Source organism: Candidatus Symbiopectobacterium endolongispinus, assembly GCF_018777385.1.
In the GTDB taxonomy this organism is placed as follows: Bacteria; Pseudomonadota; Gammaproteobacteria; order Enterobacterales; family Enterobacteriaceae; genus Symbiopectobacterium; species Symbiopectobacterium endolongispinus.
This window is the reverse complement of record NZ_JAFJYB010000001.1, coordinates 673,498-690,006: the sequence shown is the minus strand read 5'-3', so window position 1 is coordinate 690,006 and position 16,509 is coordinate 673,498. Positions and strand designations below refer to the sequence as shown.

Genomic DNA, 16,509 nt, shown 5'->3' with positions numbered 1-16,509 from the left:
ATCGACCGCCAGACGCTCTTGGAAAGGGGATTATTTCCTGGATGACAACGGCCTGCCGACATTAAAAACCACGGCGGTATTTAACATGCTCAAGCACTTGGCGCATGAATTGTCAGAGAAGTATCAACTGATCGACTAAGCTGGATGACCCTGTACGCACCGCGCACAGGGTTAAACGTATCAAACGAACGGATGGCTGCCCCGCTGCCACCAACGCAGCAGCAGACGCTCAGCGGAGTCACCCGCGTTCCCCATGATTTTATCCAGCAGGCGCTTGCGACGCGTATAGCGCACACTCAACACCTCATGCGTGGTTATTTCCTGAATCAGTAAATCGTCGCTGGTGCCTATTGCATCGACCAGCCCTAACGTTTGCGCCTGCGTGCCAAACCAATGTTCGCCCGTAGCGGTTTTATCGATATCCAGCGTGGGTCGCATCTCTTTGACAAACTGCTTAAACAGACCGTGAGTCACGTTCAGCTCTTCACGGAATTTTTCACGCCCCTGCTCCGTATTCTCACCAAACAGCGTCATGGTGCGCTTATATTCACCGGCAGTATGCAATTCAACATCGATATCATTGTTTTTCAGCAACCGATTGAAGTTGGGGATCTGAGCCACTACCCCAATAGAACCGATGATGGCAAACGGAGCCGCGACAATACGATCGGCCACACACGCCATCATGTATCCACCGCTGGCAGCAACCTTGTCCACCGCAACGGTCAAGCGAATGCCGCCATCGCGCAGGCGCTGCAACTGAGAAGTGGCCAACCCATAACCGTGCACCACGCCGCCGGGGCTTTCCAGACGTAACAGCACTTCATCCTGCGGCGTAGCCACCGCCAGCACCGCCGAGACTTCTTCACGCAGCGCAGAGACTTCACCTGCGTCCATGCTGCCGTTAAAATCCAATACATAAAGACGTGGTTTCACCACTTTCTCATCGCCGCGTTTGGCACGCATTTTCTCTTCTTTAGCGGCAGCTTTGTCCTCTTTTTTCTTCCGCTTCGCAACCAGTCCAGTTTGCGTTCCGCATCACTCATGCAGGTGTCACGCATTTCATTTTGCATTTCGCGATACTGTTCGCCCAGGTTCATCACCTGCAACTCCCCTTTGCGCGGGCGTTTTCGCTGCGTGACACCAAAGGTCAACACGGCCAGTGCGCCAATGGCCAGCACTATCGTGACTACTTTTGCCAGAAATAAGCCGTACTGAGAAAGCAATTCCACAAATACCGTCCCTCGTTTACTGAGTCATATCATGACGCCGCCGATGTTTACCTGCGCAGTTGCCTGCGACACACCACACCATCATACCGCTCGTCTTACGCCACTCCACGGTTTTCATCAAACCGACGCGAGAGCAAAAAGACAGCCTAACGTATGGCGTGAAATATGGCGATGTTATTCATGGGTTTTTTACACCTGTTGCTGTTTTTTAACGCAGTGGCCTAAGAATGCGCCAGACGCGCATTGAATTCACCGACACATTGAGGCATAACTGCCGTTACGTCTTATGGTTTGCGGCGTATAGAGGAGAGTACTGTGCATTATCAACCTATGAATGACCTTCTTAAACACCGCTTAATTCTGGTCATCGGTGCGGGCGATGGTATTGGGCGCGAAGCAGCGCTCACTTACGCGCTACGGTGCCCGGTTGATCCTGCTGGGTCGCACCGAGCATAAATTACAGGATGTGCAAGCAGAAATCCTGCGTGAAACCGGGACATCATCGCTGGGTGTGCCCTGCGATTTATTAACAATCACCGCCCAAACGTGCGCTGCGCTGGCGGCTGACCTGAAAAAACAGATACCACACCTTGACGGCGTACTGCATAACGCGTGGTTGCTCGGGGATATAATACCGATTGCCGAACAGGATCCGGCGACCTGGCATCAAGTCATGCAAGTTAACGTGAATGCCACCTTTATGCTGACGCAGGCGCTGTTACCCCTGTTGCTAAAAGCCACCAGTCCCTCTCTGGTGTTCACCAGTTCCAGCGTGGGTCGCGTGGGCCGCGCGGAATGGGGAGCCTATGCGGTTTCCAAATTCGCCACAGAAGGGCTTATGCAGGTCTTGGCCGACGAGTATCGTAACCAGCATTTGCGCGTTAACTGTATCAATCCAGGTGGAACGCGCACTTCAATGCGTGCCAGCGCGTTCCCTGATGAAGATCCCCTACGCCTCAAAACCCCGACTGATATTATGCCGCTCTACCTTTATTTGATGGGCGATGACAGCAAACGCAAAACCGGCATGAATTTTGACGCACAGCCGGGAAGAAAACCCGACCCAGCGGTATAAGGGAGCCCTGACAATGGATAACGATCGCCACAAGCAGCGCCAGCAAAAACTGAAACAACGGGTTGACGAACACATTGCCGCGGCCAACGAGGTGCGTGGCATCCTGATGGTTTTCACCGGCAACGGCAAGGGTAAAACCACGGCGGCGTTTTGCACCGCAACACGCGCGGTGGGACACGGCCTGCGCGTTGGCGTAATTCAATTTATCAAAGGTGAATGGCCCAACGGCGAGCGCAACCTGCTCGCCGATCGCGGCGTTGAGTTTCAGGTGATGGCAACCGGGTTTACCTGGGATACGCAAGATCGCACAGGCGATACGCTGGCAGCACGGTAAACGCATGTTGTCCGATGCTACGCTCGATCTGGTGATCCTGGATGAGTTGACCTACATGGTGAGCTACGACTACCTGGCGCTGGAAGAGGTAGTGACCGCATTACAACAGCGACCGTCCCATCAAAGCGTGATTATTACCGGACGCGGCTGCCACCGCGAATTGCTGGAATTGGCGGATACGGTAACGGAAATGCGGCCGACAAAACATGCGTTTGATGCAGGCATAAAGGCCCAGCAAGGCATCGATTGGTAAGAAAATACACTATTGCTATTGCGGGGTGTGGCGACGACACACCCCGTGTAAAACCAGCTACCTTAACGTCACGCTTTTAACATCACACTTAGCCGTTACGCTTTGGCGCACTACGCCGCGCAGGACCGGCCTGGCCGTGGCGTTTTACCGCACGACGAATTTGATTGGCTTTCACCCGACGACGCTCACGCTCAACCGGCAGCTTGCTGGTGGTTTCCGCCGGCAATTGCACTAGTTCACGCAGATAGTTAAGTTGTTCGAGCGGCATTTCCGTCCAGCCACCGCGCGGCAACCCTTTTGTTAATGGAATGTCGCCATAGCGCACGCGAATCAGGCGACTTACTTGCACGCCAACCGCTTCCCACAGACGACGCACTTCTCGGTTACGCCCTTCTGTCAGCGTAACGTTATACCACTGGTTTAATCCTTCACCGCCGCTGTACTTCAGGGTGCAGAACGATGCAGGACCGTCATCAAGCTGTACGCCTTTGGTCAGCAGCTTGAGTTTATTCTCATCCACTTCACCAAACACACGCACCGCATATTCGCGTTCCACTTCATGACTGGGGTGCATCAAGCGGTTTGCCAATTCGCCGTCGGTGGTGAACAACAGCAGGCCGGATGTATTCACATCCAGACGCCCTACCGCCACCCAGCGCGAACCGCGCATTTTCGGCAAACGATCGAACACCGTCGGGCGACCATCGGGATCGCTGCTGGTGCAAAGCTCACCTTCTGGTTTGTAATAAATCAGTACTCGACAGACCGCTTCTTCGGTTTCTTTAACAGAAACCACGTGACCATCGATACGAATGCGGGTTGCTTTGGTTACCTCGACGCGGTCGCCCTGCGTCGCAATTTTGCCGTCCACGCTCACACGGCCTGCCTGGATAATGCCTTCTATCTCGCGGCGTGAGCCGTGGCCAGCACGCGCCAGCACTTTTTGTAACTTTTCGCTCATTGAGCAGCCTCAGAGTGTCGCCTTCACAGGCGTCGGATAAAACAATGAGTTAACGTTAATTTCCGCATAACTCACTGATAAGTATCTGTTTAACAGAGGAATCAGGGCAACGCCCTCCCTGTTTATCGCCACATCGCCGTACCCGTAGCGCGAGTGGCCGATCATTCTACATGAATTTTAGGCTAAAAAGCGCATCTTGTTTGAGTACAACGGCATATCAACCGATAATCCTGTTTCCAGGGAACCGTATACGCTAGCGCCGACACTATAGGAAACGTCCATGACATCGATTTCACCACTGGTCTGCCGTGATGCCACGCACTACGACAGCCATCAGCTCGCCGCCATATTGACCGAATGCTTCACGGATTATGTGATCCCTTTCACCCTCGATGGCCCGACGTTTGCCACACGCTTTAACGCAGATGGTCTGTCGTTGACCGAGAGCCGCATCTGGAGCGTCAACAACAACCAGGTAGCGCTGGCAATCATAGTGCGTCGCGGCTCGCGTTGCCGCTTGGCCGCCTTTGCCATTCATCCGCGCTGGCGCCGTGGCGGGTTGGGAACAGCGATGCTAGAGCAACTGCTGCGTGAAGCGCATCAGCGGGGAGATAGCGCCCTGTGGCTTGAGGTGATTAGCAGCAATGCGGCAGGCATAGCCTTGTATGACAGGATGGGGTTTACGCGGCAGGACACCCTGTGCGGCTTTACTGCACCACTGGCGAGTGGAACAATAAACAGTACGGTAACATTAACGCGTTGCGATCCGGTCACCGTTATCGGCAGCATGATCGCAGCATCTGATGACGCGTTACCCTGGATGATCGATCCTTTGGGCACGGTCGCACTGCCGGCACAAGGATATCGCTGGGGCAATGACGCCTACGCCATTGTTGCCACCGAGTTTACCAAGCCACAGTTGCGGGCGCTTCATGTCACGCCTGCCGCCCGGCGGAAAGGTCATGCACGACGGGTACTTCAGGCACTGGCCGCGCAGTTCGATGGGATTTCAACGCCTGTCGCCGTGCCGCAGGCGTTGACTCCGTTATTTTTACAAGCAGGCTGGGAACAGCATCCGATTACCCAATTTTTGCTGTGCCATTCGCTGTCGGAGCCTGAAAGCTGAATATGCTGAATATAAGGCACAGGGTGCGCTTTTATCACTGAAACGGTGAGATATCACCGGTGCCTTCACGCACAACAACCGGCGTGGAGTCAGTCAAATCAATTACCGTTGTGGGTTTTTGCCCCAAAAATCCACCGTGGATAATCAAATCTATCCGTTTGCCCAAATGATCCTGAATTTCCTCCGGATCGGACTCCGTAAAATCATTGCCCGGTAGCATCAATGTAGTCAACATCAGCGGCTCATTCAGCGCTTCCAACAGCGCCAGCGCAATCTCGTTAGAAGGCACACGCAAGCCGATGGTTTTGCGCTTTTCACTCATCAATCGACGCGGCACCTCTTTGGTGGCTTTCAAAATAAAGGTGTAGTTACCGGGCGTATTGTTTTTGATCAGGCGAAATGCTGCATTGTCCACATAGGCATAGGTGGATATTTAGGAAAGATCGCGACACACGATGGTGAAGTTGTGGTTGCTGTCCAGATGGCGAATTTGGCAAATGCGCTCCATCGCATTTTTCTCCCCCAGCATACATCCCAATGCGTAACTGGAATCGGTGGGATAAACCAGCACGCCACCTTTACGCAGCACATCAACAGATTGATTGATCAACCGTGGCTGAGGGTTTTGTGGATGAATATAAAAAAACTGACTCATGATACGTCCTTAAACTTCGAATTTAGCGCGACATTTCGCATCCGTCGCGGTGCAACGCGTCTGCTGCAGTCAACGGCAGCGCTGCCAGCACGGGATGTTGCCACACAAGCGTTACACCGCCAGGCAACCAGAGCTTGCGTCCCAACTCTATCCAGGCACAGGGACGGTGAAAATCAGAGCCCTGCGAGGCATAGAGCTGAAAATCCTGCGCGTAACGCGCCAGTTGAGTTCGTTCGTCCGGCGCTTGTTGGCACTGGGCTACCTCCATCGCATCCCCCGCTGCTGCCACAAAACTGGCCAGCACCCGCTTGAGCCATTTGGGAGACAAATCATAGCGCCCAGGATGTGCCAGTACCGCCACACCGCCCGCATGATGAATGACATCAACGGCTTCTGCTATTGTACACCACTGCGGCGGGACATATCCGGTTTTCCCTTTTGCCAGATAGGATTTGAACACCTGCCCCACATTTCTGGCTTTGCCCTGCTCCACCAGAAAACTGGCAAAATGACCACGTGTGATTTCTCCCTCTCCGGCAAGGCGCTGTGCCCCTTCCAGTGCGCCCGGAATACGCGCCTTCTACAACCGTTCACTGATTGCCTGTGCACGCTGCCAGCGGCGCTCCTTCTGCTGTTCGAGCAGATGTGTCAGTGCGATGTGTTCGGGATCAATACCTAAACCGACAATATGAATCTCATGATTTTCCCACAGGGTGGAGATCTCAACCCCAGGCACCAGCCGTAACGGCAGATTCAATGCGGCTATCGCCTGCTGCGCGGCAGCCACGCCTGCCACGGTATCGTGATCGGTAATCGCCAGAACACCAACGCGCATCTCAACGGCGCGTTGTACCAGTTCACCGGGCGACAGTTCTCCATCCGAAGCGGTAGTGTGGCTGTGCAAATCAAACAGCGGACTGGGAGACAGAGCAACGGAAAGTTCGGACACACAGGCACCTATGGTTGTTAATGCTGCTCAGTGGATCTGAGACGCGGGACATCATGTCATTAAACACCGCCGGAGGGGAACCACACGACTGCGGTGCTATACCGATAAAATAAAATGTGTTAACCCATTGACAATGCGCTCATGAACTAGTTAACTAGTACGAAAGTTCAGCAAATAGATGGAAATGTGATAATGGCAACGCACTTTCTCGCAGTGGTAAATAGCCGCCTGCGCGGCAGCTTCAAAACCGGTGGTTGGTGGTGCTCTTCCCTGTGGCGGGTGGAGTATTAACGCATAGCTGTTATCACAACATGCAAAATCTCTAACCCCGCTTAATTAGCGGGTTTTTTTATGACTTACTGCTGTGCGATGACTTAAAACCGACATAAAACAAACAGCAGACAACCAGAGTAGAGACGATGCAAACATCAGCAACGATATCTTCATCCACCGATAAGCCGCAGCTTGAACTGCTGCGCATCGAAACCGCTTATCGAGATAATCCGAGCGCGGTTTTCCATCAGTTGTGCGGCGCCCGGCCAGCCACGCTGCTGCTAGAATCCGCTGAAATTGATATTAAACAGGATCTGAAAAGCCTATTGATCATTGATAGCGCACTGCGTATCACAGCACTGTGGCAGCAAGTCTCCATTCAGGCATTGACTGCTAACGGCGCGACACTACTGCCACTGCTTGACCAACTGTTACCGGCAGATATTGATGTCGCCGTGCGCCCCAACGGCCGTGAATTAATCTTCCCTGCGGTTGATACCCTGCAAGACGAAGATGCGCGTCTGCGTTCGCTGTCCGTGTTTGACGCACTGCGTCTGCTGCAAACGCTGGTAACCAGCCCTGCTAATGAGCGGGAAGCGATGTTCTTCGGTGGTCTGTTTGCTTACGATTTGGTTGCCGGGTTTGAAACGTTACCGCCACTGAGCCAACAGCAGCGCTGCCAGGATTACTGTTTTTATCTGGCAGAAACCTTGTTGATTCTGGATCACCAACAGCGCGTTACACATTTACAGGCCAGTCTGTTCACGCCTGATGCCACCGAACGTCAACGCTTACAAAATCGTCTGGCACAGTTAGGGCAGCAGTTGCAGCAGCCAGCACCCGCGCTGCCACGCCAGACGTTAGTGGATATGGCGCTCAGTTGTAACCAGAGCGACGAAGAATACGGTGCCGTGGTACGTCAAATGCAGGAAGCGATTCGCATTGGTGAAATCTTTCAGGTGGTGCCGCCCCGCCGTTTCTCCCTGCCATGCCCATCGCCACTGGCCGCGTACCAAACGCTAAAAGAGAACAATCCCAGCCCCTATATGTTCTTTATGCAGGATCAGGACTTCACCTTGTTTGGCGCATCGCCTGAAAGCTCGCTGAAATACGACGCGGATTCTCGTCAGATCGAAATCTACCCCATTGCCGGTACGCGCCCACGTGGCCGTCGCGCGGATGGATCGCGATCTCGACAGCCGTATCGAGCTGAAAATGCGCACTGACCATAAAGAGCTGGCGGAGCACCTGATGCTGGTCGATCTGGCGCGTAACGATCTGGCACGTATCTGTGAACCAGGTAGCAGCTACGTGGCCGATCTGACCAAAGTGGATCGCTACTCTTTCGTGATGCATCTGGTTTCACGTGTTGTCGGCACGTTGCGTAAGGATTTGGATGTACTGCACGCCTACCGGGCCTGCATGAACATGGGCACGCTGAGCGGTGCGCCAAAAGTACGCGCCATGCAACTGATTGCCGAAAATGAAAAAACGCGACGCGGTAGCTACGGTGGCGCCGTGGGCTATTTTACTGCTCACGGCGATTTGGACACCTGCATCGTTATCCGCTCTGCCTATGTTGAAGACGGTATCGCTACCGTTCAGGCCGGAGCGGGCGTGGTGCTCGACTCACAGCCGCAAGTCGAAGCGGACGAAACCCGAAACAAAGCGCGCGCGGTGCTTCGCGCCATTGCCACGGCTCACCATACCAAGGAGATCTTCTGATGGCCGATATCCTGTTGCTCGATAACATTGATTCTTTCACCTATAACCTGGTGGACCAACTGCGCGCCAGCGGCCATAACGTGGTGATTTACCGCTATCAGGTGCCGGTGGACACCATCATTGCTCGCCTGAAAACACTGGAAAAACCGGTTCTGATGCTCTCGCCCGGCACAGGCCGGTTGCATGCCTGCGCTGTTAACCTAACTGCGTGGTCGCTTGCCAATTATTGGCGTCTGTCTGGGGCATCAGGCGATTGTTGAAGCCTATGGCGGCCACGTGGGCCAAGTCGGTGAAATTCTGCACGGTAAAGCCTCGGCCATTGAACACGATGGTCAGGCGATGTCCCAGGGATTGCCTAATCCCTTGCTGGTGGGCAGTCAGGTGCCGGATGAACTAACCGTAAATGCCCATTTTAATGGCATGGTGATGGCAGTGCGTCACGACGCCGATCGCGTCTGCGGCTTCCAGTTTCACCACGAATCTATCCTGACTACTCACGGTGCCAGTCTGCTGGAGCAGACGCTGGCGTGGGCGCTGGCATAAGCCTTATAGCGACCCACAACGAAATAGCGACCCACAACGAAAAACATTACCGAATTTAAGGATATATTATGTACGCTTCTGTAAATACGCTGACCGCCGCTCCGCTCGATGCCACACTGGAAAAACAGGCCATTCTGGAAAAACAGGCCATTTCTCGCGCTGAAAGTCAGACTCTGTTCAGTGCGATTGTGCACGGCGAGTTAGAGCCTGCACAGTTGGCCGCCGCCCTGATCAGCATGAAGGTGCGCGGCGAGCACCCGGAAGAGATCGCTGGTGCGGCTGCTGCCTTACTGGCGAACGCGCAGCCTTTCCCACGCCCTGATTACCTGTTTGCCGATATCGTCGGCACCGGCGGGGATGGCACCAACAGCATTAATATCTCAACGGCCAGCGCGTTCGTTGCCGCCAGTTGCGGCGTGAAGGTCGCCAAGCACGGTAACCGCAACGTCTCCAGCCGTTCCAGATCTTACGATCTGCTGTCTGCATTCGGCATTAAACTGGACATGGCACCTGAACAATCACGTCAGGCGCTGGACGATCTGGGTGTCTGCTTTTTGTTTGCACCGCAATACCACACCGGATTTCGCCACGCGATGCCAGTGCGTCAGTTGCTGAAAACCCGCACGCTGTTTAATGTGCTGGGTCCGCTGATTAATCCGGCGCGCCCGCCGCTGGCGCTGATTGGGGTTTACAGCCCGCATCTGGTGACGCCCATCGCCGAAACGCTGCGTGTGCTCGGCTATCAACGCGCTGCTGTCGTGCACGGCGGCGGTATGGATGAAGTCGCGTTGCACGCCCCTACTCAGGTGGCGGAACTGCGCGATGGGAAGGTGGAAACCTACGAGCTGACCCACCGTGATTTTGGTCTCGAGAGCGCCCCGCTTTCTGCACTCCAGGGCGGGCTGCCCGAAGAAAACCGTGATATTCTGGCGCGTCTGTTACAAGGCAAAGGTGAACGCGCGCACGCAAATGCCGTGGCCGCCAACGTTGCATTACTGTTGCGTCTGTTCGGACAAGAAGATTTGCGCCAGAACGCGCAGCAGGCATTGGATGTTATTCACAGCGGGCAGGCTTATCAGCGCGTGACAGCGCTCGCCGCCAGAGGGTAAAGGTGCTATGCAAGAATCAGAACTGAACAAGACCATACTGGGTAAAATCGTAAAGGATAAAGTGAGTTGGATTGTTGCGCGCCAGCAAGCACAGCCGTTATCCAGTTTTCAAGCGGATCTTGTTCCTAGCCAGCGCGATTTTTATGCGGCGCTCAAACATAAAAAGCCCGCGTTTATTCTGGAATGCAAAAAAGCATCGCCTTTCAAAGGGCTGATTCGCGAAGATTTTGATCCGGTGGCCATTGCTCGCGTCTACAGCGATTACGCCTCCGCCATCTCGGTGCTGACCGATGAGAAATATTTTCAGGGAAGTTTTGATTTTTTACCGCGCATCAGCGCCGTCGTCAGACAACCGGTACTGTGCAAAGATTTCATCATCTCGGAATACCAGATTTATCTGGCGCGCCATTATCAGGCCGATGCCATTCTGCTGATGCTCTCCGTACTGGGCGATCACGAATACCGAGATCTGGCCCAGGTGGCACACAGCCTGAAAATGGGCGTGTTGACAGAGGTGAGTAACGAGGCTGAGCTGGAACGGGCTATCGCGCTCAAAGCCCGCGTGGTCGGTATCAATAATCGCGATCTGCGCGATCTGTCTATCGATCTTGCCCGCACTCACACACTGGCACCGCGTTTGCCTAAAAATGTTACGGTTATCAGTGAGTCTGGAATTCATAACGCGGCACAAATCCGCGAGCTCAGCGCCTACGCTAACGGCTTTCTTGTCGGCAGTTCGCTGATGTCAGAGCCCAATCTGTCGTTGGCGGTGCGCCGTCTTATTCTGGGTGAGAATAAAGTGTGCGGACTCACGCGTGCTATGGACGCCGCGGCGGCGTACAACGCCGGTGCAGTGTACGGTGGCTTGATTTTCGTGCCCTCCTCGCCGCGTTATGTGACACCGGAATTCGCACCAACAGTAATGTCCGGTGCACCGTTGCGCTACGTTGGCGTATTCCGTAACGCGCCCACCGCTGAGATTGCACAGACGGCCCGACACCTGGGATTGTTCGCCGTGCAACTGCACGGCAACGAAAACCAGACCGCCATCGATGAGCTGCGCGCGTTGCTGCCCGGTACCTGCCAGATTTGGAAAGCGCTCAGCGTTGAAAAAAAACTGCCCAAACGCGATTTTGCCGGTGTGAATCGCTACTTGTTCGATAACGGACAAGGTGGCAGCGGGGAGCGTTTTGACTGGAATTTATTGCATGAAGCCGATCTGAGTAACGTGCTGCTGGCGGGGGGCGTGAATGTGTTCAATAGCGCTAAAGCCGCACAGTTTGGTTGCGCCGGACTGGACGTTAATTCAGGTGTCGAAAGCGAACCCGGGATCAAAGACGCGGTGAAAATACATGCCGCTTTTGCCCCACTCTATCCGCAATAATCGCCCGGCAGTACGGCGCGACACGCTTTTATTTCTCGATTAGCACTGACAGGACAGACAGGAACATTATGACGTTACTTAATCCTTACTTTGGTGAATTCGGCGGACAATATGTGCCGCAGATACTGATCCCCGCGCTACAACAATTGGAACAAGCCTTTGTTGACGCACAAAAAGATTCTGAATTTCAGGCCGCCTTTACCGATTTACTGAAAAACTATGCCGGTCGCCCAACGGCGCTCACCCGTTGCCGTAACCTGACCCAGGGCACTCGCGCCACGCTGTATCTTAAGCGGGAAGATCAGTTGCACGGCGGTGCACATAAAACCAACCAGGTGCTGGGTCAGGCGCTGTTAGCCAAGCGCATGGGGAAAACCGAGATCATCGCTGAAACCGGCGCAGGACAACATGGTGTAGCAACCGCGCTGGCATGTGCCCTGCTCAACCTGAAATGTCGCATCTATATGTGGGCTAAAGACTTTGAACGTCAGTCACTCAACGTGTTCCGTATGCGTCTGATGGGTGCCGAGGTGATCCCGGTGCACAACGGCTCTTCCACGCTGAAAGATGCCTGTAATGAGGCGCTGCGCGACTGGTCCGGCAGCTATGACAAGGCGCACTACCTTTTAGGTACCGCAGCCGGTCCGCACCCGTTCCCGACGATTGTGCGTAAATTTCAGCGCATGATTGGCGAAGAAACCAAAGCGCAGATTCTGGAGCACGAAGGGCGTCTACCTGATGCTGTTATCGCCTGCGTCGGTGGCGGCTCCAACGCCATCGGCATGTTTGCCGATTTTATCGAAGAAACCCCGGTGCGTTTGATTGGCGTTGAACCAGCGGGACTGGGTATTGAAAGCGGGCAACATGGCGCCCCCCTAAAACATGGTCGCGTCGGGATCTACTTTGGGATGAAATCGCCCATGATGCAAACGTCCGACGGCCAAATCGAGGAGTCATACTCCATTTCTGCCGGACTGGATTTCCCGTCAGTGGGCCCCCAGCACGCCCACCTGAACAGCATCGGGCGCGCCGACTACGTCTCTATTACCGATGATAAAGCACTCGACGCGTTTCAGGAATTGTCCTGCCATGAAGGGATCATTCCAGCGCTGGAATCTTCCCACGTGTTGACACATGCCTTGAAGATGATTCGTCAGGAGCCTGAGAAAGAGCAACTGCTGGTGGTTAACCTCTCTGGCCGTGGCGATAAAGACATATTTACAGTGCACGATATTTTGAAAGGTCTGGGGGAGATCTGATGGAGCGTTATCAACAACGATTTGCGCAGTTGGCGGAAAAGCAGGAAGGTGCCTTTGTTCCCTTCGTCACCTTGGGCGATCCGACTCCGGCACTCTCATTGCAGATTATCGACACACTGATTGATGCCGGTGCCGATGCCCTAGAATTAGGCATCCCGTTTTCCGATCCTCTGGCGGACGGTCCCACGATTCAAGCCGCGACATTGCGCGCCTTCGAGGCGGGAGTGACTCCAGGCCACTGCTTTGAGATGCTGGCGGCCATCCGCCAGAAGTACCCCACAATGCCTATTGGCCTGTTGATGTACGCCAATCTGGTCTTCAGCAATGGTATCGATGCCTTTTATCAGCGCTGTGCCGATGCAGGGGTTGATTCTGTGTTGATCGCCGACGTGCCGATTGAAGAATCTGCGCCCTTCCGCGCGGCCGCGTTGCGACACAACGTTGCACCCATCTTTATCTGCCCGCCTAACGCCAATGACGCCTTGCTCAGAGAGATTGCCTCTCATGGCCGTGGTTATACTTATCTATTGTCACGTGCGGGCGTGACGGGCGCGGAGAAGCGCGCTGAGCTACCGTTGCACCACCTGATAGCCACACTGACGGAATATCACGCTGCCCCTGCCCTGCAAGGCTTTGGTATTTCCGAACCGTCACAGGTAAAAGAGGCTATCGCTTCCGGTGCCGCAGGTGCTATTTCAGGCTCAGCCATCGTACGTATCATCGAGCAGCATCGTCATCAGCCAGAAGTGATGCTGGCAAAACTGCATGATTTTGTCAGCCGTATGAAAGCCGCCACACGTGGCTAATTCAGGCTTTTTTCCCTTCCCCGTCAGGTTCCTTTCTGGCGGGTACAGCATTTTTCACTGCGTTATCCCGAAAACCCCACCGTTTATCGAATCTGCTCCCGCATATGGCAGTGGAAAAAATATTTTTTTGCACTGAAAATACCCTGTTTATGATTATTTTTTGAAGGTATTCTCCAAGCATAAATTAGATTTTTAATGTAATTAAATAAGCAATAATAAATATATTTCAAACTACTTTAATTTGTAAAAATTAATTTCAAACTGAAAGATAAACTTCAAAACAAAAATATATAAAATTCAAAACTATATTTCAAATTTAAATACATAAAATTTCGCTTGATTAATTGAACGAAATCACAAAAATGAAATAGCTGAACTAATATCTGATTTTGAAGATCTTGTTCACATTACTGTAAGAAAGAATACATACAATGGACTTGCTATAAAAAAGTAGCGTCTTCTCTTTAAATAATAATTCTCTTGACATGGGATAATATAATGAAAGCTAAATTACTCGCAGTGTTGGTAACTTCGTTAGTCAGCATGAGCAGCATGGCTGTGACCTTTGATTACCGTCATGAAATGAGAGATACCACCAGCGCAAACTATCAGGATCGTCTGCTGATCTCTAACCGTTTTGATAACGGTTTTGGCCTGTACATGGAAGCTAAATGGAAGCAGCACGGCAACGATACTACGCCGAACAAACCGTACGACGAACCTGTCAGCAACGGCACGGAAGTAACTGCAAGCTACCTGTACAAGTTTGATAAAACGTTTGGACTTGAAGCTGGCCTGAACTTTGTATCAGATAGCAACAGTTCAAAATATCTTCCATATATCAAGGGTACAGCAAACATCACTGATTCTTTGTACTATGGCCTGCGCTATTAGATTGGCCCCTTAGATCTCCAGACAGATAGACACTCTTAAAATAAGAGGTAGTCTAAAAACTATGTTTAATACCGGTCACAACGAAAAAATGATCTCAGTTCTGTCAGGGCCTGAACGCCGCCATCGGCGTACCGCTCAGGAAAAAATCGCTATTGTTCAGCAGACTATGGAGCCCAAGATGACAGTATCTCACGTGGCTCGCCTGCACGGCATCAATCCTAATCAGGTAGTTACTTGGCGCCGGCAGTATCAGAATGGCAGCTTCACTGCTGTCAGTGCCTCAGAAGAAGTGGTTCCGGCCTCTGCACTCACTGCTGCCATGAAGCAGATTAAAGAGCTGCAACGGCTGCTGGGGAAAAAACGATGGGGGTTGAGCTCCTCAAAGAAGCCGTGGAGTACGGCCGGGCAAAAAAATGGATAGCGCACGCGCCCTTGCTGCCCGGGGATTCGGACTGACACAGGTCAGCCGCGCTCTTAATGTGTCGCGTGCGCAGTTATCGGTTTATCTTCTAAGCTCTGCCGAGTGGCAGGATCGCCGACAGAAGCCTAACCACAACGATGCTGAGCTTATCAGCAGAATACGGCATCATACTGCTGAATTGCCGACCTATGGCTACAGACGAGTCTGGGCATTACTGCGTGATGAAAGCCAGCAGGATAGGCTTGCGATAGTTAATGCCAAAAGGGTCTACAGAGTAATGCGCGACAATCATCTGTTGCTGGATAGAAAGGGCGTTACTAAAGAGCAGCGAAGTCACAACGGCAGGGTTGCGGTTGCTGAAAGTAACCTCAGGTGGTGCTCGGATGGCTTCGAGTTCAACTGCGATAATGGCGATAAGCTGCGTGTCACGTTCGCGCTTGACTGTTGTGACCGTGAGGCGCTGGACTGTATAGCGACAAATGGCGGGTACACCAGTGAAATCGTGATGGATGTGATGGTAAACAGCGTCAGTAAGCGGTTCGGAAATGGGCTTCCAGAGGTCCCCATCGAGTTCCTGAGCGATAACGGCTCCTGTTACACAGCGAAGGAAACGAGGGCGTTCGGTCATCTATTGAATCTTGAAACGAGGACAACGGCAGTGAGGAGTCCACAAAGCAATGGAATGGCTGAGAGCTTCGTGAAGACGATGAAGCGCGACTATATCAGTATAATGCCCAAACCGAATCAGCAAGTGGCATTGAAAAACCTGGCTATCGCGTTCGAGCACTATAACGAGAAGCATCCACACAACGCGCTGGGGTATCGCTCACCACGAGAGTATCGTCGCCAGCGAGAATCGCTAACTTAAGAGTGATCTTGTGTCTGGAAATATAGGGGCAAATCCAATCTCTCCAGCACCGGTCAGTTAGGGTTGCATGACCTGATTCAACAAATGACGCCCGAGCAGTAGATGGTGCTGCTCAAAGTTTCCGCTGCCAGCACCTTTGCAGCACTGGTCGGCAATGCCTTGCTGACTGGCGGCGTGCTGACGCTGGTAAGACAGGTTTCTGCCGGACAACCCACCAGTGCGCTACGCACGATTGGTGGTTCCGCTCCGTTGCTGCCGCGACTGTTCTTTTTGATTCTGGTGGGTACCATTTTGGTGCAACTGGGCATGCTGCTGTTAATTGTGCCGGGGGTGTTGCTGGCCATAGCAGTGAGTATGTCACCGGTGATCGCAGCGGTTGAGAATAAAGGCGTTTTCGCCTCCATCCGCCTCAGCTTCAGCTCGCTTATAGCAATCTGAAGCTGGTTGCCCCAGCCGTACTTTTTTGGTTATTGGCTAAAGTTGCCCTACTGATGCTGGTTGCGCGTTTGCCGCTGGCATCGCCGACCACCATGGCAATTCTGATGAACGGGGTAAGCAACCTGATCTCTGCCATCTTTTTGATCTATCTTTTCCGTCTGTATATGTTGCTACGTCAATAATGCGTGAACATGCCGTCTGCGG

General features: G+C 53.1%; 5 protein-coding genes, 11 pseudogenes and 1 other annotated feature. Of the genes and pseudogenes, 12 read left to right on the top strand and 4 right to left on the bottom strand.

Annotated elements, in window-relative coordinates:
• Window positions 1-19 precede the first annotated feature (19 nt).
• A pseudogene (locus tag JZM30_RS03520) lies at window positions 20-139 on the top strand (DUF2498 family protein); the annotation flags it as partial.
• Window positions 140-180: 41 nt separating this feature from the next.
• Here the strand turns inward: JZM30_RS03520 and sohB are convergent.
• Window positions 181-1,232 (bottom strand): annotated as a pseudogene (gene sohB / locus JZM30_RS03515) (protease SohB).
• A gap of 315 nt (window positions 1,233-1,547) precedes the next feature.
• Here sohB and JZM30_RS03510 point away from each other — a divergent pair.
• Together JZM30_RS03510 and cobO are read left to right on the top strand one after the other, a co-directional pair.
• A pseudogene (locus JZM30_RS03510) lies at window positions 1,548-2,307 on the top strand (YciK family oxidoreductase).
• 13 nt (window positions 2,308-2,320) lie between these two features.
• Window positions 2,321-2,894 (top strand): annotated as a pseudogene (gene cobO, locus JZM30_RS03505) (cob(I)yrinic acid a,c-diamide adenosyltransferase).
• 88 nt (window positions 2,895-2,982) lie between these two features.
• Here the strand turns inward: cobO and rluB are convergent.
• Window positions 2,983-3,855, bottom strand: a complete 873-nt coding sequence (gene rluB / locus JZM30_RS03500) for a 23S rRNA pseudouridine(2605) synthase RluB (protein ID WP_252317580.1) — start codon at window positions 3,853-3,855, stop codon at window positions 2,983-2,985.
• Window positions 3,856-4,135: 280 nt separating this feature from the next.
• Here rluB and JZM30_RS03495 point away from each other — a divergent pair, with 280 nt between their 5' ends.
• Window positions 4,136-4,981, top strand: coding sequence for a GNAT family N-acetyltransferase (locus JZM30_RS03495; RefSeq protein ID WP_252317579.1), 846 nt, complete (start codon window positions 4,136-4,138; stop codon window positions 4,979-4,981).
• 34 nt (window positions 4,982-5,015) lie between these two features.
• On the opposite strand, the pseudogene JZM30_RS03490 reads toward JZM30_RS03495, so the two are convergent.
• Together JZM30_RS03490 and rnm are read right to left on the bottom strand one after the other, a co-directional pair.
• Window positions 5,016-5,636, bottom strand: a pseudogene (locus JZM30_RS03490) (L-threonylcarbamoyladenylate synthase).
• Window positions 5,637-5,658: 22 nt separating this feature from the next.
• Window positions 5,659-6,597 (bottom strand): annotated as a pseudogene (gene rnm / locus JZM30_RS03485) (RNase RNM).
• Between the two features lie 237 nt (window positions 6,598-6,834).
• Window positions 6,835-6,938, top strand: a sequence feature (Trp leader region).
• A 66-nt stretch (window positions 6,939-7,004) separates the two neighbouring features.
• Between rnm and JZM30_RS03480 the strand changes: the two are divergent.
• The 8 genes and pseudogenes from JZM30_RS03480 to JZM30_RS03440 form a co-directional block, all read left to right on the top strand.
• Window positions 7,005-8,583, top strand: a pseudogene (locus JZM30_RS03480) (anthranilate synthase component 1).
• Window positions 8,583-10,235, top strand: a pseudogene (trpD, locus tag JZM30_RS24575) (anthranilate phosphoribosyltransferase). The pseudogenes JZM30_RS03480 and trpD overlap by 1 nt, the downstream one beginning before the upstream one ends.
• 7 nt (window positions 10,236-10,242) lie before the next feature.
• Window positions 10,243-11,619 (top strand): bifunctional indole-3-glycerol-phosphate synthase TrpC/phosphoribosylanthranilate isomerase TrpF, encoded by a 1,377-nt coding sequence (gene trpCF, locus JZM30_RS03465; RefSeq protein ID WP_438801462.1) that lies wholly within the window; start codon window positions 10,243-10,245, stop codon window positions 11,617-11,619.
• Window positions 11,620-11,684: 65 nt separating this feature from the next.
• Window positions 11,685-12,878 carry a tryptophan synthase subunit beta gene (gene trpB, locus JZM30_RS03460; RefSeq protein ID WP_252317987.1) on the top strand — a complete coding sequence of 398 codons (1,194 nt, stop codon included), beginning with the start codon at window positions 11,685-11,687 and terminating at the stop codon, window positions 12,876-12,878.
• Window positions 12,878-13,684 carry a tryptophan synthase subunit alpha gene (gene trpA / locus JZM30_RS03455; protein ID WP_252317578.1) on the top strand — a complete coding sequence of 269 codons (807 nt, stop codon included), beginning with the start codon at window positions 12,878-12,880 and terminating at the stop codon, window positions 13,682-13,684. The genes trpB and trpA overlap by 1 nt, the downstream gene beginning before the upstream one ends.
• 498 nt (window positions 13,685-14,182) lie before the next feature.
• Window positions 14,183-14,575, top strand: a pseudogene (locus JZM30_RS03450) (oligogalacturonate-specific porin KdgM family protein); the annotation flags it as partial.
• Window positions 14,576-14,666: 91 nt separating this feature from the next.
• Window positions 14,667-15,867: pseudogene (locus JZM30_RS03445) on the top strand (IS3 family transposase).
• Window positions 15,868-15,900: 33 nt separating this feature from the next.
• Window positions 15,901-16,487, top strand: a pseudogene (locus JZM30_RS03440) (YciC family protein); the annotation flags it as partial.
• Window positions 16,488-16,509 lie beyond the last annotated feature (22 nt).

Bases quoted from the DNA above. Each gene is read 5' to 3' on its own strand.
- rluB (WP_252317580.1), bottom strand. From the start codon at position 3,855: ATGAGCGAAAAGTTACAAAAAGTGCTGGCGCGTGCTGGCCACGGCTCA.
- JZM30_RS03495 (WP_252317579.1), top strand. From the start codon at position 4,136: ATGACATCGATTTCACCACTGGTCTGCCGTGATGCCACGCACTACGAC.
- trpCF (WP_438801462.1), top strand. From the start codon at position 10,243: ATGCAAGAATCAGAACTGAACAAGACCATACTGGGTAAAATCGTAAAG.
- trpA (WP_252317578.1), top strand. From the start codon at position 12,878: ATGGAGCGTTATCAACAACGATTTGCGCAGTTGGCGGAAAAGCAGGAA.